Genomic DNA, 17,754 nt, shown 5'->3' on the forward strand with positions numbered 1-17,754 from the left:
CAACCGGCCGGCTATCCCAGCGCCTGCTCGAGGTCGGCGATCAGGTCGTCGGCGTTCTCGACGCCGACCGAGAGGCGGATCAGGCCGTCGGAGATGCCGATGCGGGCGCGGGTTTCGGCCGGGATCGAGGCGTGGGTCATGATGGCCGGGTGCTCGATCAGGCTCTCCACGCCGCCCAGGCTCTCGGCCAGGGTGAAGAGGCGCGTGCGTTCCAGCATCGCCTTGGTCCCCGACAGGTTGCGGTCGAGGACGGCGGTGATCATGCCGCCGAAGCCCGCCATCTGCTTCTTCGCCAGCGCGTGCTGCGGGTGGCTCGGAAGTCCCGGGTAGATGACCTTGGCGAGGTCGCGGCGCGCCTCCAGCCATTCGGCGATCCGCTGGCCGTTCTCGCAATGGCGCTGCATGCGCAGCGCCAGCGTCTTCATGCCCCGCAGCGTCAGGAAGCTGTCGAAGGGCGAGGCCACCGCGCCGATGGCGTTCTGCAGGAACGTCAGCCTGTCGCGCAGCTCGGCGTTGTCGCCCACCACCAGCGCGCCGCCGACCACGTCGGAGTGGCCGCCGATGTACTTGGTGGTCGAGTGCATCACTACGTCGAAGCCGAGCTCGATCGGGCGCTGGACGTAGGGGCTGGCGAAGGTGTTGTCGGCCGCCGCGATCAGCCCGCGCTTCCGGCAGAGCGCCGCGATGGCTTCGAGGTCGGCGAGCCGCAGCAGCGGGTTCGTGGGCGTCTCCACCCAGACCATCCGCGTCCTCGGCGTGACCGCGGCCTCGATGGCCGGGAGGTCGGCGAGATCGACGTAGGAGACGTTCAGCCCCGTCGACCGGGCGCGCACCTTGTCGAACAGGCGGAACGAGCCGCCGTAGAGGTCTTCGCTGGCGATGATGTGGTCGCCGGCGTCCAGCACCTCCAGCAGGGTCGCGATCGACGCCAGGCCCGAGGCGAAGGCGTAGCCCCTGGTCCCGCTTTCGAGATCGGCGATCCCGCGTTCGAAGGCGAACCGCGTCGGGTTCTGGCTGCGGGAATACTCGAAGCCGGTATGCACGCCCGGCGACGACTGGGCGTAGGTCGAGGTGGCGTAGATCGGCGGCATCACCGCGCCGGTGGTCGGGTCGTGCTCCTGGCCGCCGTGGATCGCGCGGGTCGCGAAGTCGAGCCGGTTCTTGCCGTGCCCGGGGTCGTCAGCCTTGTCGGTCACGCCGCGCGCCTCAGGTAGTTGATCAGGTCGATGCGGGTGATGAGGCCCAGGAAGTCCTTGCCCTCCATCACGATGGCCACCTCGTCCCGCTCGAATATGGGGAGCAGGTCCTCCAGCGGCGAGCCCGCCTGCAGGGTGCGGAGCTTAGCGGTCATGGCGGTGGAGACGGGCAGCCTGAAGCGCTGGTCCTGGTTGCGGTCCTCGATGGCTTCCAGCAGGTCGCTCTCGTCGATCAGGCCGATGAGGCGGCCGTCGTCCAGCACGGGCAGTTGGCTGACGTCGGCGGCGCGCATCCGGTTGTAGGCGGTGAGCAGCGTGTCGTCGGGGCCCACGGTCACGGCGTCGCCCGAGGACGTGCCGCGGGCGATCAGGTCGCGCAGGTCGCCGTGCAGCTCGCGGTCGACCAGCCCCTGCTCGGCGACCCAGCTATCGTTGTAGACCTTGGACAGATACCGGCTGCCGGTGTCGCAGACGAGGGTGACGACCCGCTTCGGCTCGGTCTGGTCGCGGCAGTAACGCAGCGCGCCGGCCAGCAGGGTGCCCGACGACGAGCCGCCCAGGATGCCCGCCTTCACCAGCAGCATCCGCGCGGCGGCGATGCTCTCCGAGTCCGGGATCTCGTAGGCCTTGGCGACGAGGTCCAGGTCGCAGTTGTCGGGAACGAAGTCCTCGCCGATGCCTTCGACCACCCACGAGCCGGGCTCGACCGCCTCGCCCCGCTCGACCAGCGGCGCCAGGATCGAGCCGACCGGGTCGGCCAGCACCATGCGCGTCTTGGGGCTGGCCTTCCGGAAGAACCGGCCAAGGCCGGTCAGGGTGCCGCCCGAGCCGACGCCCACCACGACCGCGTCCACGTCGCCCTGCATCTGCTCGAGAATCTCGGGGCCGGTGGTGGTCTCGTGGGCCAGCGGGTTCGCCGGATTGGAGAACTGGTTGATGTAGACGCCGCCCTCCAGCTTCGACGCGAGGGCGGCGGCCATGTCCTGGTAATACTCGGGGTGGCCCTTGCCGACGTCGCTGCGGGTGATGCGCACGTCGACGCCCATGGCGCGCAGGTGCTGGATCTTCTCGCGCGCCATCTTGTCGGGCACGACCAGCAGCAGCCTGTAGCCCTTCAGGACGCCCACCTGCGCGAGGCCGAGGCCGGTGTTGCCGGCGGTGGCCTCCACGATCGTGCCCCCGGGCTTCAGCGAGCCGTCCTTCTCGGCCGCCTCGATCATCGAGCGGGCGATGCGGTCCTTGATGGAGCCGCCCGGATTGGCGCTCTCCAGCTTCACGAACAGGCGGCAGGGACCGGCGTCGAAGCCCGTCAGCTCCACCATCGGCGTGCGGCCGATGAGGTCGAGGGCGGTGGCCGCGGGAGGCGGCAGGGGCTGGGCGGTCAAGGGGACCTCGCGCGGGAACGGCGAACCCTGTGGCAAACGGGCGTACGATTGCCGGGGTTTCAGCCTGCCGAGGTAGACATCAGCCGCTACGCCGACGCAAGGCGCGTTTTCCTGCCCTCAAGCTTGGCCGCCAGGGGCATGTCCGATCGACGGGGGCCGGCGCCGGGGCGCCGTTCTCCACCCTACGCCCTCGGAGGGGCCGGCAAGACGGGGCCCGCCTATCCCGAGAAGCGCGCGCCGCATTGTAACGGCGCCGCTACGGTTCAGTACGGTGCACGGCGCGCAAAGCCCCGCTAGGTTGGCGGCCTGCGAGACGGAGTTCGCCCTTGAGACATCTGATCCTGTTTGCGGCGGCCGCCGCCCTGCTGACCGCCTGTTCGCCCGGCAAGCCGGCGGCGCCCAAGGCCGGCGCCGAGGCCAAGTTCAACACCGACCTGCCGATGACCGAATTCATGGGCCACTTCGTCGACCCGGCCGCCTTCCTGTACTGGAAGAACTCCGGGACGATGGTCGACGAGAAGGGCGAGCATTCGCTCTATCCGACCACGGACGAGGGCTGGGACGTGCTGGTCAACGGCGCGACGATGCTGATGGAGGCCGGCAACGCGCTGCAACTCCCGGGCCGCACCCGCGCCCCCGAGGCCGACTGGAACAAGTACGCCCAGATGCTGACCGCGCGTGCGGCGCTGGCCCGCGCGGCGGCCGAGAAGCATGACGAGAAGGCGGTCTTCGACGAGGGCGGACGGGTCTACGAGGTCTGCGTCGCCTGCCACGAGCAGTTCGTCATCCAGCCCGACCTCAAGGCCAACGGCCCCGCCAAGGGCGACCCGCTGCCCGCCCTACCCGACACGAAGAAGAAGTAGCCGCGGCGCCTACACACAGACCTCGCGGACGCAGCCCCGGAACCAGCGATGGGCCGGGTCGGCGTCGAGCCGCGGGCTCCAGAGCATCGAGACGGCGAACCCGCCCGTCGGCATCGGCAGCGGGAAGCCGACCATGCCCTCGCGCAAGGCCGCCGTGTGGCGCTCCGGGACGGTGGCGACCAGATCCGCCGTCCGCGCCAGCGCCAGGGCGGGCGCGAAGCCGCCGACCGCGACCACGACCCGGCGCGCAAAGCCCGCCGGCAGGAAGGGCCGGTCGACTGCGTCGTCGTCGTGGCCGGTGCGCGAGACGATGACGTGCCCGGCGGCGGCGTAGCGCTCGGCCGTGACCTCGCCGCCCGCGAGCGGATGCCCCGCGCGCACCGCGCCCACCAGCCGGTCGCGGAACAGCGCCTGGCTGCGCAGCTCGGGGCCCGTCCGGGGCTCGATCACGCCCGTCTCCAGGTCGACGCGGCCTTCCCGCAGCGGCGCGCTCTCCTTGTCGGGCTTCTGCAGGAAGTTCAGCCGCACGTTCGGCGCCTCGGCGGCGACGCGCGCCAGCAGGCGCGGGCCGAAGTTCTCGACGAACCCGTCGCTGGTGCGCAGCGTGAAGGTGCGGGCCAGGGTCTCGGGATCGTGGCGCCCGGCCGGGCGCAGCAGCGCCTGCGCCTCCTCGACCAACTGGTGCGCCTGGTCCCGTAGCGCCTCGCCGCGGGGCGTCGCGACGAGGCCGCGGCCTGCCCGCGCCAGCAGCGGGTCGCCCGTCACGTCGCGAAGGCGCGCCAGGGTCCGGCTCATCGCCGAGGGGCTGAGGCGCAGGCGGCGCGCCGCGCCGGCCACGCTGCCCTCGGCCAGCAGGACATCGAGGGCGATGAGCAGGTTGAGGTCCGGGGACGTCATCCGTCATATATAGCGTAGAACGCATGTATGGCGTGCAAATGCTGCGTGTTCCGCCGCATATCGGCGGCTTCTACCCTTCGCAAGTCACGCCCTTGCGAAGGAGCCCGCCATGCCCGCCAGCACTCTCGACACGTTCATCGCGGCCATCCGCGACGCCTGGGGCCCGCTGACGAGCGACCTCGTCGGAACCTGTCGCCGGGCGTCGGAACGGCTCGCCCGCGCGCCCTCGTCCGAGCCATGGCTGGCCGCGCTCCTCACCGGACAGCCCGCAGCGGAAGAGCTTCACCGCGACGCGGAAAGGGGCTTCGTCCTGCTCGCCCACACCGAGCAGGCCGGGCTCTACCGGCCGCCGCACGATCACGGCCGCGCCTGGGTGGTTTATGCGGTGCAGCGCGGCGAGGTGGAGATGCGCACCTTCGCCCGGATCGCGGCGCCCGACGGCGGGGTTCGCCTGGTCCAGCGCGACAGCGTCGTGGCGCGGGCCGGCCAGGCGCTGGCGTACCTGCCGGGCGACATCCACGACACGCGCTGCCTGAGCGAGACGGCGCTCCTGTTCCGCTTCACCGAGCGCGACCTGAAGCACGAGGACCGCGTCGAAAGCCGGGTCGCCCGCTACGCGGCGCCGGAAGACGGCTGGGCGAGCGGCCGATGACCGCGGCTGCGATCGGGGGTTCGGGCGCGGGCCAGCGCGCCGTCGCGATCTTCGCCGTCCTGTCGGCCATGACGCTGGTGGTGCTGGACGCCGGCGTCGCCAACGTGGCGCTGCCCGCCCTGGGCGACGCGCTGGGCGCGGCGCCCGATCGGGCCATGCTCGTGGTCACCGCCTATCAGGCGGGCCTCGTCATGGCGCTGTTGCCGGCGGGCGCGCTGGGCGAACGGTTCGGGCGCCGGCGCGTGTTCGCGCTCGGGGTGGGCGTCTTCGCCGGGGCGTCCGCGCTGTGCGCGCTCGCCCCGTCGCTGCCGTGGCTGGTCGCCGCACGGCTCCTCCAGGGCCTGGGCGGCGCGGCGATCATGGCCCTGGGCGTCGCGCTCCTGCGGCTGTCGGTCCCGGCGGGACGTCTGGGCGCCGCCATCGGCTGGAACGCGCTGACGGTCGCGCTGGCCTCGGCCGCCGCCCCCAGCCTCGGTGCGGCGATCCTGTCGGTCGCCGACTGGCCCGCCCTGTTCGCGGTCAACCTGCCGCTGGCGGCGGCGACCCTCGCCGCGTCGCGGGCGCTGCCGTCCAGCCCGCCTTCGGCGACGGCGCCCGACGCCATCAGCATGGGCCTGAACGCGGCGGCGTTAGGCGCGCTGGTCCTCGCCGCCGAGTCGGCGCTCACGGCGCCCCGCATGGCGGTGGCGCTGCTGGCCGGCGGCGCCGGCGGCCTGACGCTGCTCATGCGGCGAGAGGCGCCGAAGGCCGAGCCGCTGGTCCCGCTGGACCTCCTGCGATCCGAGCCGTTCCGGCTCTCGGTCGTCGCCTCGGTCTGCTGCTTCGCAGCTCAGTCGGCGGGCCTTCTGGCGCTGCCCTTCCTGCTGCAGCACGGCTTCGGCCGCAGCCCGCTGGAGGCCGGCCTCCTGATCACGGTCTGGCCGCTGAGCGTCGCCATCGCCGCCGTCGCCGCCGGAAGGCTGTCCGACCGCCTGCCGACGGCTTGGCTCTGCGCCCTCGGGGGCGCCCTGCTGTCCGCGGGCCTGGCCGGCGCGGGCGCAGGGCCGCCGGAGATCGGGCCGGCGCGGCTCGTCCCCTTCCTGGCGCTGGCCGGGATCGGGTTCGGCCTTTTCCAGTCGCCCAACAACCGCAACCTGCTTCTCTCCGCGCCGGCCGGGCGCAGCGGCGCGGCGGGCGGCATGCAGGGGACGGCGCGCGTCACCGGCCAGACCGTGGGTTCGGTGGGGACGGCGCTGCTCTTCAGCCTCGCGGCGCCCGTGGCCGCGCCGCAGATCGCGCTGATGGCGGCGGCGGCCTTCGCCCTCGCGGCCGGGCTCGTCAGCCTGTTCCGGATCCTGGCCTAGCGGCTAGGGCAGAGGCCGCGCGCAGCGGCCGGCGGGACCGTCGAAGGTGGCGTCGAGGGGACGCGGCGTCATCTGCTCGAGGTCGCAGCGCTGGGCGTCGCGGACGCCGAAGCGCAGGTCGGCGCCGACGCTGCGGTGGCCCTCGAAGCGGTCGCCCCAGCGGGCGTTCTTCGTGTCGCTGAAGGCGATGCTGAGGCGGCCGCTCTCGCCGATCGGCATGTCACTGCGCATGTAGAGGCTGCGGTAGCCGCCCGTGCCGATGCCGACGGCGACCTCGCCGTGGACCTGGCGGTCGTCGCGGGGGGTGACGCCCTGGACGCCGTCGTCGTCGATCCGGGCGGCGGGCGAGGTGCGGAGGTATTCGGCGATCTGGTCGGCGACTCCCGCCTGCGGGGCGGTCGCCTGCGCCTCCTCGGCGAGCGCGGGGGTGGCGATCAGGGCGGCGAGGGCCAGGGCGGCTGTACGCATGGGGGAACTCCTGTCGCCGGCAGGAGGCCCACAGATTATGGCGAGGGTGTTGCAGGCCGGGCCATCTCGGGCCGCGCCATCTCGGGCCGCGCCTGGGCCGCCGGCACGTTCGCGACGATCCCGGCCTCGTTGCCCGGCTGGCCGCCGGGGATCAGCTCGTAGAAGCCGGCGAGCCGGAGGCGGACCACCACGGGCTTCTCCGCCGAGTTGGAGAACTGCCAGCCCTGGATGCCGTCGAAGGGCGCGGTCAGCGCCCCCTGCTGCTTCAGCCCGAACGCCTGCCTGTAGGTGGCGACCTGCATCGGCTGGCCGGGGGCGGGCGTGGTGTGGCCGTGCTGGTCGAAGTGGAAGTCGCGCGGGTCGGCGGCGCCCACCACTTCCCAGGCGTAGATGAGGGTGGCGTCCTTCGCCATCCTCACCTTGTACTCGAGCTCGGACGTCTCGACGCCGTCCAGGAAACCGCCCAGCGGGATCTCGACGACGTCGGTGCGGAACGGCGTGGCGTACTCGCGGGCCCGCGCCGCATCGGCCCTGCCCACGTCGACCTTCACGTCGTCGGGCGCCCAGAGCCGCGACAGCCCCGAGAGCCTGCCGACGCCCAGCGGGTCGCGGTTGAACTCGGCCGGCAGCACCGCGCCCAGCACGATCAGGGCGGCCAGGCCCAGCGTCCCGCCGGTGGCGAGCAGCAGCCTGCCGCGGGAGAGGGGCGCCTGGTCGCTCATGAAACCGCTCCGCCGAAGATGTAGCCCGCCACCTGCTGGCCGGCGAGGACGAAGCCCGCCAGCATCAGGAGCACGTTGGCCGCCGTGGCCGTCCGCCCGAACGCCGCCGTCCGCCGCCAGAGGGTCATGGCGATCAGGATCAGCGACAGCGCCAGCACCTGGCCGATCTCCACGCCGATGTTGAACGACACCAGGTTCACCAGCAGGCCGTCGGGGTTGAGGTGCAGCGCCTGCAGCTTGGTGGCCAGGCCGAAGCCGTGGATCAGGCCGAAGCCGAAGACCGCGGCGCGCGTGTCGGGCTGGCCCCCGAACAGGGTGCGGAAGCCGCCCAGGTTGTCGAAGGCCTTGTAGGCCACCGACAGGCCGATCACGGCGTCCACCAGGTGGGGCTCGACCTTCAGGCCGAAGAAGACGCCGGCCAGCAGGGTGATCGAATGGCCCAGCGAGAACAGGCTGACGTAGAGCGCGATCTCCCTCAGCCGGAACAGGAAGAAGATCACCCCCACCAGGAACAGCAGGTGGTCGTAGCCGGTCACCATGTGCTTGGCGCCGAGGTAGGCGAAGGGGATCGGATCCGGCCCCCGCGTGGCGGCCACGAAGGCCGCATCGGTCCCGCCGATGTTGTGCGCCGAGGCGGCGCCCGCCCACGCCAGAACCGTCAGCGCCGACGCGATCGCCGCGGCCCGTGAGACGCCCTTCCCCATGGCGCCGGCATACCGGGGTTCGGGGCGATCGGCGAGAGCCGCCGGGCGGTCAGATCGCCGCTCTAGAACGTCAGCTTGATCCCGCCGACGATGCTGCTGTCGTAGAGCTTGCCCAACTCGTGGGCGTCGGTGTCGTGGTAGCGTAGGTCGAGGCTGACGTTGTCGGTCAGCGCATAGCCCACGCCGACGTTCCAGGTCGTGTAGTCGTCGGGGCCCCGGACCTCCTGTCGGCCCAGCGCCGCCGAGACCGAGACCCTGGTCTGCGGGATCGTCACCGCGGCGTTGGCCTCGTAGTAGACGGCGTCGCCGGTCTTGCCGAAATTCTCCGGCGACCAGAACACGCCGGCCCCCAGGGTCGCGGGGCCGAGCGGCATCGAGCCCGTCGCCTTGAATTCCCAGTAGTCCTCGTGGCTGCCGGCCGGCTGGTCGACGTAGCCGTAGTAGAGGACGCCGAGGTCAAGCGTGACCGCGCCGACCTGCGGCTGGACGCCGGCGTAGAGGTCGAACTCGGCGTCTGTGCCGTTGCCGAAGTCGACGTTGGAGACCCAGACCCCGGCGTAGCCGGCGCCCAGCGACACGTCGGCCCCGGCATAGACCTGCGGGTCCCTGTCCGTCTGCGAGACGCCCCGGAAGACGTAGTCGCTGGCCGCGCCCGCGTTGAAGGCGACCGACGGCTTCTCCTGCGCCAGCGCCGGCGAGGCGGCGAGAACCAGGAGAAGCGCGGCGAGCGGCGCGGAGAGCGGGGGCACGGGCATCGGGCGGGGCCTTCCGGGTGACGGGCGCCCCACGATAGGCCGCCTTGCCTAACGAGCCCTAACCGCGAGCGGGTCGCGCCAGCTAGGCCGGCCCGGGGCGGCGTGCTATCCGCCCGGCGCCCACCGGATGCAACCCGTCGCCCCCGCCAGGACCATGCGATTCGCCTACCAGAACCCGGACCTCGAGCGGCGCCTGGCGTCGGCCCGGACGTTCGACGAGCTTGAGGCGGCGCTGCAGGAGGTCACGCGGCTCGTTCCCAGTTTCCTCGCACCCGGGATCTACGGCCGGCAGGTGTACTGCAAGGGGCTGGACGCGGTCATACCGACCCTGCTCGGCAAGCTGCGCCTGCCGACGATCGAGCTCGAACCCTCGAACGCCGACGTCTGCGTGCTGGCGACCCGCTTCTACGACACCGGCGGGCACAGCAAGGTCGCCGCCGACATCTGCGCGAAGCTCGGCGCTGAACGCGTCACCATCGCGTTCACCGACCTCTATCGCCAGCTCAAGTACCGGCAGCAGATCAACGAGGACCGCGCGACGTCGCGCTTCCCGCGCCGCGCCCTGGTCCTCCTGAACGCGCAGACCCTCATCGAGAAGATCATCGAGCTGCACGCCATCCTGTCGGCGATGCGCCCGAGCCGGATCCTGCTGCTCTGCAACCACATGGACATCGTGGCGGTGACGGGCGCCTGGGCCTTCCGCTCGGTGACCGAGTTCATCCACCACGCGGACCATCTGCCGGCCCTCGGGGCGACCCTGCCGTTCTCACGGCACGTGGACCTCAACTACCCGATCCACATGGCCTGCCTGGAGGCCGGGCTCGCCCCGACCTATGCCGCCATGGCGGTCCAGCGGCCTGCAGCGCCCGTCGCGCCGGCGCGGGATGGGCGGCTGCGGATCGCCACCTGCGGCAGCCTCATCAAGTATCGCCAGCCCGGGCGCTATCGCTGGGTCGACTACGTCAGGGCCGCGCTGCAGGCGCCGGACTCCGAGCTGATCCATATCGGCCCCGTCGACGACGCCTTCCGGGCCGAGGTCTCCACCGCCCTGGCCGAGGCGGGGATCGACCCGGCGCGCTACGTCTACGCCGGCGTGGTCCCCAACCTGATGGCGGAGCTGGCCGCCCGCGGCGTGGACGTGTTCCTGGGCAGCTACCCGACCTCCGGCGGCCGGGCGAACCTGGAGGCCATGGCGGCGGGCCTGCCCACGATCGTGGCGCACGACCCCGACGCGCCGCCGCTCGTCCCCGACCGTTGGCCCCTGCCGCAGTTCACCGCCGTGTCCGCGCCCGAGGAGCTGCCGCCGCTGCTCGCCCGCCTCGACGAGCTTTCCCGGAGCGCCCGCAGCCCGGCCGCGCTGGCCAGCGTCGAAGCCCAGCTCGGCCGCTTCGACGACTACATCGCGGGCAAGGCGCTCCTGCCGCTGGAGGACGTGGGCACGCTTCCCGACTGAGCGCCCTCAGCGGGGCGGGATCTCGAGCTCGTAGCAGGGGAAGACGACGGCGCGGGCGCCGAACATCTCCTTCTGCGCCGCCAGGCCCTCGTTGAGGCGCCGGCCGCCGTCCTCGGTGGAGATGCCGAAGCTGAGCCGGCGCCGGTCGGCGTAGGCCACGTGCTGCAGGTGGGCGACGATCGCGTCCAGCGCCCCGCAGGTCCGGCCTTCCGCGTTGCTCGCCATGTACTGGGTATGCACCGTCTCGCCGCTGTCGAAGACGAGGACGTAGGCCAGCGGCGTCGCGTCCGGCGCATGCGCCGCGAACAGCGCGATCCGGTCCGGAAACCGGCCGGCGAGCAGCCGCAGCTCGGCCACGCTGTGCGTCGGCTGCGCCCCATGCCGCGCCAGGACCTCGGCGAGGAGGGCGTGGAACGCGGCGAGGTCGCCGCTCCGGGCCACCGTCACGCCGGCCGCGCGCGCCTTGGTCAGCCCCTGCCGCTTGCTCTTGCTCCAGTTGGCCGGCCGGCCGAGATCGACGACCGAGCCGAGGTCCGAGCGCACCAGCCGCGCCCCGCACCGGAAGAGGGCGTAGAGATCCTCCTCCGCCGGCTCGCGGTGGTAGCAGGACGGCGCCGCCTTGTAGCGCAGGCGCGAGACGCCCTCGTCCGCGAGCCTTTCGCGAAGCATCTCGAACAGCCGCAGCATCCAGGCCGCCGTCATCCGGCCGTCAGTGATCCAGCCGCCGAATGTCAGGCCCGCGTGGCTCACCACCTGGTCTTCCCCGTCCGCGCGAAGTCGGCAGGCGGGCAGGAGCGCGACGGGGTTGTCGCGCCCCGGCCCCTGGAACGCGACCAGGGAGGCGTCCTCGAACCGGTCGGCGTGGTAGTCCATGAACCCGCGTTCGAAGAGGAGCGCGCCGTTCTTGCTGGCGCGCACGAAGGCGTCCCAGCGCGGCGCGAAGTCCGGCGTATGGGCTTCGAGCCGCAGGCGGTCCGCCGTCATCGCGCGCGCCGGGCGTTGACGAAGATCTCCGAGCCGTGGGCCGGCATATGACGGGCCAGGCCCCAGAGCCCCTCCAGCATCGTCTCCGTCAGGAAGCCGGCGCGACGCAACTCGTCCATCTGGGCGTGGGTGAAGGGCTTGATGAAGTAGCTGCCGGCCTCGGAGACCGAGAAGCCGGCCTTCCCGATCTCGTCCTGCAGCGTCTCCGGCGTGTAGGTCCGGAACTGCTGGAACCGCTGCTGCGTCTCCGACAGCGCCTCGGGCGCCGTCAGGGCGCCCATCTCGACGCCGAGCAGGCGGTGCATCGAGAGCGCGTTCGGGACATTGACATGCACCGTCGTGGCGTCGCCACACAGGCCATGCACCTGCTGCAGGAGCCCACCCGGATCCGACACCTCCTGGAGGAGGCCGCTCAGCACGATCAGGTCGAAGGACCGCCCGGCGAGACGAGGGGCCGCGTCCTGCAGGAACCCCTCGATCACCTCGACGCCGGCGACGTTCGCCGTGTCCCGACGGGCCGTCTCGGCGAAACCCGGCGCGGGTTCGACGACGGTGAAGGCGCTCGCGATCGTCCAGTGGTTGGCCAGGGTGTCCGAACCGCAGCCCACTTCGAGGATGCGCGCCGGGCGTGTCCGCTCCATCAGTTCGAGAATGATCCGCTTCCTCAGCCGCGCCTGGATCACCTCGAAGGCGTGCGCGCCGTAGTCGGCCTCGTAGGCGGCCAGGTCCCTCGCGCCGGAAGCGTCCCGGGGATCGCTCACGGCTGGTAGCCCATTCGCTGCATGATCGGGGCGCAAATGGCGGCCACACCCTCCCGGAACTCCGGCGCGAGCGGCGACAGGCGCGACGTGAGGTCGATGGCGCGATTGTACTTCGGCGAGCCCCACGCGTCGTCGTCGACCTTGTCGGCCGAGGCGCCCCACATCCGCGACGTGTCGAACCCTTGCAGGCCGGCGAAGGCCGCCAGCCTGGCGCGCAGGCCGTCCGAGTTGAGATCCTCGTAGCGGAACATGAAGTGACGGCCCCCGAACCCGTGGCGCAGCACGGCCTGGTAGTAGCTCACGTACTCCCTGGCGACCGCCGACGCGTCGCCGACGGTGAACGGCCGCCCCAGACCCGACTTGTCATGCACCTCCTGCCGCGAACGGACCACGTCGTACGGGTGGCGGCAGACCGTCACGAACCGGGCCTTGTCGGGATAGAGAAGGTTCAGGTCCGGGAAGAACGGCGTCAGGTGCGGGTCCTTGACCGCGAGGATGGAACGGCCCCCCAGCGCCGTCCAGATGCGGCGGAGCGCCAGGTCGCTGGTCTCGCGGATCAGGTCGCGGAAGTCGTCCCGGTCGCGGAAGTAGGCGCTCGTGTGCTGGTCCCAGGCCGCGCGGCCGTTGCGGAAGGCGCTCATGAACCCGCGGAAGAAGCTGATCTCGGGCGCGTACGCGCTGACGTCGTCGCCGGTGCAGATCAGGGCGTGCGCGACGGTGGTGCCGGATCGCGGGGCCCCGCCGACGAAGATGATGCTGTCCGCGCCGTCGGCCATCAGGGCGCACCCTCCGCCAGGGCGTCGTGAGCGCCCAGCACCTGCACGATGCGGTCCGCCACCACGGCCACGTCGCCCTCGGGCATCCCGGGCCAGAGCGGCAGGGACAGGACCTCGTCGGCGAGGCGCTCGGCCAGGGGGAAATCGCCCTCGCGGTGTCCCAGGTGCGCGAACGCCGGCTGCCGGTGACAGGCGATCGGATAGTGGATCAAGGTCTCGATCCCGGCGTCCGCAAGAGCCGCCTGGAGCGCGTCGCGCCGGCCGCTGCGCACGACGTAGAGGTGCCAGGCATGCCGGGCCCAGGGCGCCTCGGCGGGCCGGATCAGGCCCGGGGCCGGCGACAGCGCCTGGTCGTAGAGCGCCGCGAGCCGGCGCCGCTTTCCGTTCGCCCCGTCCAGGTCCTTCAGGCGCTCGCGCAGGAACGCGGCCTGCAGTTCGTCGAGGCGGGAGTTCACGCCGGCGGTCTCGTGCGCGTACTTGCGGCGCGAGCCGTAGTTCCGAAGCATCCGCAGGCGTTCGGCCAGGGCCGCATCGGAGGTGACCACGGCCCCGCCGTCGCCGAGCGCGCCCAGGTTCTTGGTCGGATAGAAGCTGAACGCCGTCGCGTGCGCCAGGCCGCCGGTCCGGCGGCCCCGGTAGAGCGCGCCGTGGCTCTGGGCGGCGTCTTCGAGGAGAAACAGGCCGCGCTCGTCGGCCAGCCGCCGCAGCGGGTCCATATCGACGGGATGGCCATAGAGCGAGACCGGCAGGATCGCCGCGGTCCGCGGGGTCAGGGCGGCGGTCACCGCGTCTGCGCCCATCGTATAGGTGACGGGATCCACCTCGACCGGAACGGGCCGCGCCCCGGCCATCTCGACGGCCAGCCAGGTGGCGGCGAACGTGTGCGCCGGGACGACGACCTCGCAGCCCGCGCCGATATCCGCCGCACGCAGGGTGAGCGCCAGCGCATCCAGGCCGTTGCCCACGCCGACGGCGAAGTCCGCGCCGCAGTAGGCCGCGAACTCGGCTTCGAACGCTTCGAGTTCCGGCCCCAGCACCACCCAGCCACTGTCCATCACGCGGGCGTACGCGGCGTCCAGACGGGCCCTCAGGTCCGCGTCGCTCAGGTCCAGGTCGTAGAACCTCATCCCCGCGCCGCGGCGAGAAAGCGGTCGAACTCCCGGATGTAGTCCGCCTCGTCGTAGTGGGCCGAAGCCAGCACCAGGCACACGGCGCCGGACGAGAAGTTGTCGATGTCGCGCCACATCATCGGGCCGACGTGCAGGCCGCGGTTCGGGCGGTTGAGCGTGACCCGCTCGGCGCGCGACCCGTCGTGCAGGCTCACGTCGAAACTGCCCGACACGGCGATCAGCAACTGGTGCAGGGCGAGGTGGGCGTGTCCCGCCCGGGTCGACTGGCTCGGCACGTCGTAGAGATAGTAGACGCGCTTCACCTCGAACGGCGCATGCTGTCCCGATTCGATCACGCACAGGTTCCCGCGCGGATCCTCGATCACCGGCAGGTCGATGAACTTGGCCAGTGCCTCGGGCATGGGTCTCCGTGGGGCGCGCGGCCTGCTCTAACCTGAGGGCCGCAGGGGTGACAAGGTCGGGCACGGGCGCGGACCCATCGCCTAGCGGCGTCCCAGCCTCGACGCGACGTCGGGGTGGCGGGCGAGGAGGGCCACGTCGAGGTCCTCGCGCCGCGCCCACAGCCCACGGTACCAGTCGCGGCGCCCGCCGAGCTGGTGGGCGAACAGGCGGTGATCGCGAACGTATTCCCACGCCGCGCGCGCGACGCGGGCGCGGCGTGGCTCATCCGCGAGCAGCGCGGCCAGCAACGGCGCCCAGTCGGACAGGCCGTCGGCGAGGAAGCCGGTCTCGCCGTGCCGCACGGTGTCGGCGTAGACGATGGGGGAGCCGATCGTCACGAGGCTCCCGGCCGCGGCGTCGATGAACTTCGCGTCGCTCTTGGTGGCCCACAGCGGGCTGGGGTCCACCGGCGAAAGGGAGATCGAGCAGGTCCCCATGAGATCGAGGTAGTCGTCGTACGGCAGGACGTCGTGGAACTCCTTCCGCGCCGTCGGGAGGGCGGCAAAGACGTCCGGGTCGCCGACGACCACGAACTCCGCGTCGGGAAAGGCTTCGGCGACCGGCGCCAGCGACTTCGCGACCTCGACGGCGAAGGGCCCGCGCAACAGGCCTCCGTAGAAGATGCGTCGCGCGCGGCGCTCCTGGAACGCCGGCAGGTCGAAGACGGCGTTCGGGAACACCTGGACGTCCGGGTTGTACGCGCCGAAGACCTCGGCGAGGCCTGGCGTCGAGGTCTGCACGGCGTGGACATAGCTGAACATCGTCCACAGGTGCGGTCCGATCTCCCGCGCCTTGGCGCGCGCCACGAGCTCCGGATGGTCGTCGAATTCCAGCACCATGAGCCAGCCCTTCCGGATGTGCTGGGCCGCCACGCCGCACCACATCTCGGGGGGCGCCAGCGGCGGGCGCTGGAGGACCTGGATCTTCGGTTCGTCGATCGGCAGCGGAGCCAGGCCGAAGGGCTTCTGCAAGGTCACGACAAGGCCCGGGTCGGATCGGAGCCCCAACGCGGGCAGGCGGGTCCGGATGTCCATGAGCCGCGTCGCGTAGGTGGCGATCCGCACGTGAAGCGGCCTGGGCGCCGAAGCGCCGGCCCGGCGGCCGACGATCACGAGGTCGCCCCCCAGCGCCGCCGCCGTCGGCCCCCCGGCGCGCAGCGCGGCCGAGAGGTCGTGGGCGAGGTCGTTGAACGTGTCGCCTTCAGGGGTCAGCGCCTGCGCGCGCTCGATCGCGATCCCGGCGCGCCCGAGCGCCGCGACGGCTTCGGCCGGCGCAACGCCCCGGCCCTGCCGGAGGATGGTCACGAGCAGGCCGCCCGGCGCGATGAGATCCAGCAGGCCCGGATCCGCCACGATCCGGCCCACGTCGTCCGCGAGGAGCGTGGTCGCGGGCCTCTTCGATTCGGCCGTCCAGAACGGGGACGCGGACCGGCGACGCCAGGCCTGGCGAACCGCCTCCGGCTCGTCGCCGAGATAGCAGACACTCCCGGTATCCAGCGGGACCCGCCCGAGGAGCGCGCCGCGCACGCCGTCCTCGTCCTGCTGGCGGACCACGCGGGCGCACGCCCGCGTCAGGATTTCGATCACGAACCCGCCGCGCTGGAGGGCGAGGGCGTGGCCGCTGTCGGGAACGACGTGGAAGTCCACGCCGGGCTGCCGGGTCAGGAACGCCCTGTCGTTCTCGTCGACCAGGCTGGGGCAGCGCTCGACCGTCCGCTGGGGATGCAGCGGTTCGGAGCCCAGCAGCACGTCGACCGGGGCGTGCAGGTTGCGGAAGAGATGGTGGTAGGTGCGCGCCTCGACGGCGTCCCGCCCGACGCCGAAGACCGACGCCAGCATCGCCTCGAGGTCGCCGTCGTCGGGCCGAAGGCGCAGACGCTCCTGAAGGCCCGGCAGCAGCGGCCAGAGGTTGCGCATCGACAGCAGCGGCTCGATGGCCACGACGTGGCGCACCCGGCCCGACGTCGCGGCGAGCGCGACGAGCGCCCCCACGCCCGCCCCCAGCAGGATGACCGGGCGGTCGGGAAACGTCGCGTCGAGCACCTCGTCGAGCGCCTGCGCGAAATCCTGCACCGAATTGCCGCCCAGCCGGGGCGCGTGGTCGCCGGGCAGGTGCATGAACGCCGTGTCGGCGTGACGTTCGAGGACACCGGGCAGCCGGCTCAGGTAACCACGAGAGGCGAACGCATCCGCGACGACGAGGACGACGGGACGACGCGCCGCGAAGGCGCCGGGGACGTGCCAGATCGGCGCCGTTCCCAGCGACGTCGCCACGTCGCGTCGGACCAGGGTGTCAGGGCTCATTCAACGGTATCCTGCTCGGCGACGCCGCTCCGCTTCACGTGCGACGCTTACTGTCACAGTTCCCGGATGAGCAAGGCGCAGCGCCTCTGCGAGCCGTGCGGCGGGCTGCATTGGCGCGGCGCGGCCGGCGCGGGCTTCCTCGGCCGCCCGGCGCGCGGTAGGCAGGGCCATGGAAGCGGAGGCGCGGTACGAGGCCGAGACGGCGTTCGGCCCGGTCCACATGTGGGGCCGCGACACCGGCCGCCCCGTGCTCTTCGCGGTCGCCGGCGCCTTCGCGCATCCGACCTACCTGCACCTCCTCCAGACGCGTTTCCCCCACGTGGACCTGTGGCGGACGCACCTGCCCGGCAACCACTGTCCGCCGCTGGTCTCGACTTCGGTCGGGGTGTTCGGCGCGGCCTACTCGCAGGCCCTGTCGGACCGCCTCGGCGATCGCCCCGCCGTGGTCGTCGGGACGTCGGTGGGCGCGCTCGTCGCGCTCGCGCTCGCGACGCCCGGGATCGTCGGGACCGTCGCGGTCGAGCCGCCGTTGCGGACGGGCGACGCATGGCCGCTGCGCGCCTATCCGGCCAAGGCGCCCGCCGGCTCCGAGACCTTCCTGTGGAACGTCCTGGGCGTCTCGCGCGACGGGCACGAGCCGCGGGACTATTCGGGCCTGGTCGACCGGATCTCGCGCCCCACCACCGTCCTGGTCGGGTCCGAGCCGCTGCTCCCCGAGCGCCCGACCCGGGTCACCCCCAGCTTCGTCGACGAGGAGAGCCGGCGGCTCCTGCGGTCCCATCCCCTGGTCGAGCTGGTCGAGTGCGAGGGCGCCGGCCACAACGTGCCGAAGCTGACGCCGCGCCCCATGCTCCTGGCGATCCGCGACGCCATCCTGCGGACCGGCGCCGGCGCGCCCGCCTGAGCCGCCCCGCGGGCCGC

18 protein-coding genes are annotated in these 17,754 nt (G+C 72.3%); 5 read left to right on the forward strand and 13 right to left on the reverse strand.

Annotated features, from left to right (window positions below):
• Window positions 1–11: 11 nt before the first annotated feature.
• Both KF737_RS04875 and KF737_RS04880 read right to left on the reverse strand, forming a co-directional pair.
• Complete coding sequence (locus KF737_RS04875; RefSeq protein ID WP_296450918.1) at window positions 12–1,196, reverse strand: cystathionine gamma-synthase; 1,185 nt, start codon at window positions 1,194–1,196, stop codon at window positions 12–14.
• Window positions 1,193–2,581, reverse strand: a complete 1,389-nt coding sequence (locus KF737_RS04880; protein ID WP_296450920.1) for a cystathionine beta-synthase — start codon at window positions 2,579–2,581, stop codon at window positions 1,193–1,195. Before KF737_RS04880 ends, KF737_RS04875 begins: the two co-directional genes overlap by 4 nt.
• Window positions 2,582–2,907: 326 nt before the next feature.
• Here KF737_RS04880 and KF737_RS04885 point away from each other — a divergent pair, with 326 nt between their 5' ends.
• On the forward strand, window positions 2,908–3,444 hold the full coding sequence (locus KF737_RS04885) for a hypothetical protein (RefSeq protein ID WP_296450922.1): 537 nt from the start codon (window positions 2,908–2,910) through the stop codon (window positions 3,442–3,444).
• A gap of 9 nt (window positions 3,445–3,453) precedes the next feature.
• On the opposite strand, the gene KF737_RS04890 is transcribed toward KF737_RS04885, so the two are convergent.
• A complete protein-coding gene (locus KF737_RS04890; protein WP_296450924.1) occupies window positions 3,454–4,341 on the reverse strand; it encodes a LysR family transcriptional regulator in 888 nt (295 codons plus the stop codon).
• A 109-nt stretch (window positions 4,342–4,450) separates the two neighbouring features.
• On the opposite strand from KF737_RS04890, the gene KF737_RS04895 reads away from it, so the two are divergent.
• Both KF737_RS04895 and KF737_RS04900 read left to right on the forward strand, forming a co-directional pair.
• Complete coding sequence (locus KF737_RS04895; RefSeq protein ID WP_296450925.1) at window positions 4,451–4,993, forward strand: hypothetical protein; 543 nt, start codon at window positions 4,451–4,453, stop codon at window positions 4,991–4,993.
• Window positions 4,990–6,336 (forward strand): MFS transporter, encoded by a 1,347-nt coding sequence (locus KF737_RS04900; RefSeq protein WP_296450927.1) that lies wholly within the window; start codon window positions 4,990–4,992, stop codon window positions 6,334–6,336. Before KF737_RS04895 ends, KF737_RS04900 begins: the two co-directional genes overlap by 4 nt.
• Before the next feature lie 3 nt (window positions 6,337–6,339).
• Here KF737_RS04900 and KF737_RS04905 read toward each other — a convergent pair whose 3' ends face one another.
• The 4 genes from KF737_RS04905 to KF737_RS04920 all read right to left on the reverse strand — a co-directional run bounded on the left by KF737_RS04905 (window position 6,340) and on the right by KF737_RS04920 (window position 8,985).
• Window positions 6,340–6,804 carry a hypothetical protein gene (locus KF737_RS04905; RefSeq protein ID WP_296450929.1) on the reverse strand — a complete coding sequence of 155 codons (465 nt, stop codon included), beginning with the start codon at window positions 6,802–6,804 and terminating at the stop codon, window positions 6,340–6,342.
• Between the two features lie 35 nt (window positions 6,805–6,839).
• A complete protein-coding gene (locus KF737_RS04910; RefSeq protein WP_296450931.1) occupies window positions 6,840–7,526 on the reverse strand; it encodes a hypothetical protein in 687 nt (228 codons plus the stop codon).
• On the reverse strand, window positions 7,523–8,230 hold the full coding sequence (locus KF737_RS04915; protein ID WP_296450933.1) for a HupE/UreJ family protein: 708 nt from the start codon (window positions 8,228–8,230) through the stop codon (window positions 7,523–7,525). The genes KF737_RS04910 and KF737_RS04915 overlap by 4 nt, the downstream gene beginning before the upstream one ends.
• A gap of 62 nt (window positions 8,231–8,292) precedes the next feature.
• A complete protein-coding gene (locus tag KF737_RS04920; RefSeq protein ID WP_296450934.1) occupies window positions 8,293–8,985 on the reverse strand; it encodes a TorF family putative porin in 693 nt (230 codons plus the stop codon).
• A 154-nt stretch (window positions 8,986–9,139) separates the two neighbouring features.
• Between KF737_RS04920 and KF737_RS04925 the strand changes: the two genes are divergently transcribed.
• Window positions 9,140–10,438 (forward strand): glycosyltransferase, encoded by a 1,299-nt coding sequence (locus tag KF737_RS04925; RefSeq protein WP_296450936.1) that lies wholly within the window; start codon window positions 9,140–9,142, stop codon window positions 10,436–10,438.
• 6 nt (window positions 10,439–10,444) lie between these two features.
• On the opposite strand, the gene KF737_RS04930 is transcribed toward KF737_RS04925, so the two are convergent.
• From KF737_RS04930 to KF737_RS04955, 6 genes are all read right to left on the reverse strand, one after another.
• On the reverse strand, window positions 10,445–11,422 hold the full coding sequence (locus KF737_RS04930; protein WP_296450938.1) for a GNAT family N-acetyltransferase: 978 nt from the start codon (window positions 11,420–11,422) through the stop codon (window positions 10,445–10,447).
• Window positions 11,419–12,183: a methyltransferase domain-containing protein gene (locus tag KF737_RS04935; protein ID WP_296450940.1), complete on the reverse strand. Its 765-nt coding sequence runs from the start codon at window positions 12,181–12,183 to the stop codon at window positions 11,419–11,421. The genes KF737_RS04930 and KF737_RS04935 overlap by 4 nt, the downstream gene beginning before the upstream one ends.
• Window positions 12,180–12,959: a sulfotransferase gene (locus tag KF737_RS04940; protein WP_296450943.1), complete on the reverse strand. Its 780-nt coding sequence runs from the start codon at window positions 12,957–12,959 to the stop codon at window positions 12,180–12,182. Before KF737_RS04940 ends, KF737_RS04935 begins: the two co-directional genes overlap by 4 nt.
• Window positions 12,959–14,086, reverse strand: coding sequence for a DegT/DnrJ/EryC1/StrS aminotransferase family protein (locus KF737_RS04945; RefSeq protein ID WP_296450945.1), 1,128 nt, complete (start codon window positions 14,084–14,086; stop codon window positions 12,959–12,961). The genes KF737_RS04940 and KF737_RS04945 overlap by 1 nt, the downstream gene beginning before the upstream one ends.
• Window positions 14,083–14,490, reverse strand: coding sequence for an FdtA/QdtA family cupin domain-containing protein (locus KF737_RS04950; protein ID WP_296450947.1), 408 nt, complete (start codon window positions 14,488–14,490; stop codon window positions 14,083–14,085). Before KF737_RS04950 ends, KF737_RS04945 begins: the two co-directional genes overlap by 4 nt.
• Window positions 14,491–14,571: 81 nt before the next feature.
• On the reverse strand, window positions 14,572–16,833 hold the full coding sequence (locus tag KF737_RS04955; RefSeq protein WP_296450949.1) for a hypothetical protein: 2,262 nt from the start codon (window positions 16,831–16,833) through the stop codon (window positions 14,572–14,574).
• A gap of 169 nt (window positions 16,834–17,002) precedes the next feature.
• On the opposite strand from KF737_RS04955, the gene KF737_RS04960 reads away from it, so the two are divergent.
• Entirely contained in the window at window positions 17,003–17,737 is a 735-nt protein-coding gene (locus tag KF737_RS04960) for an alpha/beta hydrolase (RefSeq protein ID WP_296450951.1), read from the forward strand.
• Window positions 17,738–17,754: the final 17 nt, after the last annotated feature.

This window comes from Phenylobacterium sp., assembly GCF_019636135.1.
Lineage (GTDB): Bacteria > Pseudomonadota > Alphaproteobacteria > Caulobacterales > Caulobacteraceae > Phenylobacterium.

Excerpts from the sequence above, each read along its gene's own strand:
- KF737_RS04890 (WP_296450924.1), bottom strand. The coding sequence starts at position 4,341 with ATGACGTCCCCGGACCTCAACCTGCTCATCGCCCTCGATGTCCTGCTG.
- KF737_RS04895 (WP_296450925.1), top strand. The coding sequence starts at position 4,451 with ATGCCCGCCAGCACTCTCGACACGTTCATCGCGGCCATCCGCGACGCC.
- KF737_RS04900 (WP_296450927.1), top strand. The coding sequence starts at position 4,990 with ATGACCGCGGCTGCGATCGGGGGTTCGGGCGCGGGCCAGCGCGCCGTC.
- KF737_RS04905 (WP_296450929.1), bottom strand. The coding sequence starts at position 6,804 with ATGCGTACAGCCGCCCTGGCCCTCGCCGCCCTGATCGCCACCCCCGCG.
- KF737_RS04910 (WP_296450931.1), bottom strand. The coding sequence starts at position 7,526 with ATGAGCGACCAGGCGCCCCTCTCCCGCGGCAGGCTGCTGCTCGCCACC.
- KF737_RS04915 (WP_296450933.1), bottom strand. The coding sequence starts at position 8,230 with ATGGGGAAGGGCGTCTCACGGGCCGCGGCGATCGCGTCGGCGCTGACG.
- KF737_RS04920 (WP_296450934.1), bottom strand. The coding sequence starts at position 8,985 with ATGCCCGTGCCCCCGCTCTCCGCGCCGCTCGCCGCGCTTCTCCTGGTT.
- KF737_RS04925 (WP_296450936.1), top strand. The coding sequence starts at position 9,140 with ATGCGATTCGCCTACCAGAACCCGGACCTCGAGCGGCGCCTGGCGTCG.
- KF737_RS04930 (WP_296450938.1), bottom strand. The coding sequence starts at position 11,422 with ATGACGGCGGACCGCCTGCGGCTCGAAGCCCATACGCCGGACTTCGCG.
- KF737_RS04940 (WP_296450943.1), bottom strand. The coding sequence starts at position 12,959 with ATGGCCGACGGCGCGGACAGCATCATCTTCGTCGGCGGGGCCCCGCGA.
- KF737_RS04945 (WP_296450945.1), bottom strand. The coding sequence starts at position 14,086 with ATGAGGTTCTACGACCTGGACCTGAGCGACGCGGACCTGAGGGCCCGT.
- KF737_RS04950 (WP_296450947.1), bottom strand. The coding sequence starts at position 14,490 with ATGCCCGAGGCACTGGCCAAGTTCATCGACCTGCCGGTGATCGAGGAT.
- KF737_RS04955 (WP_296450949.1), bottom strand. The coding sequence starts at position 16,833 with ATGAGCCCTGACACCCTGGTCCGACGCGACGTGGCGACGTCGCTGGGA.
- KF737_RS04960 (WP_296450951.1), top strand. The coding sequence starts at position 17,003 with ATGGAAGCGGAGGCGCGGTACGAGGCCGAGACGGCGTTCGGCCCGGTC.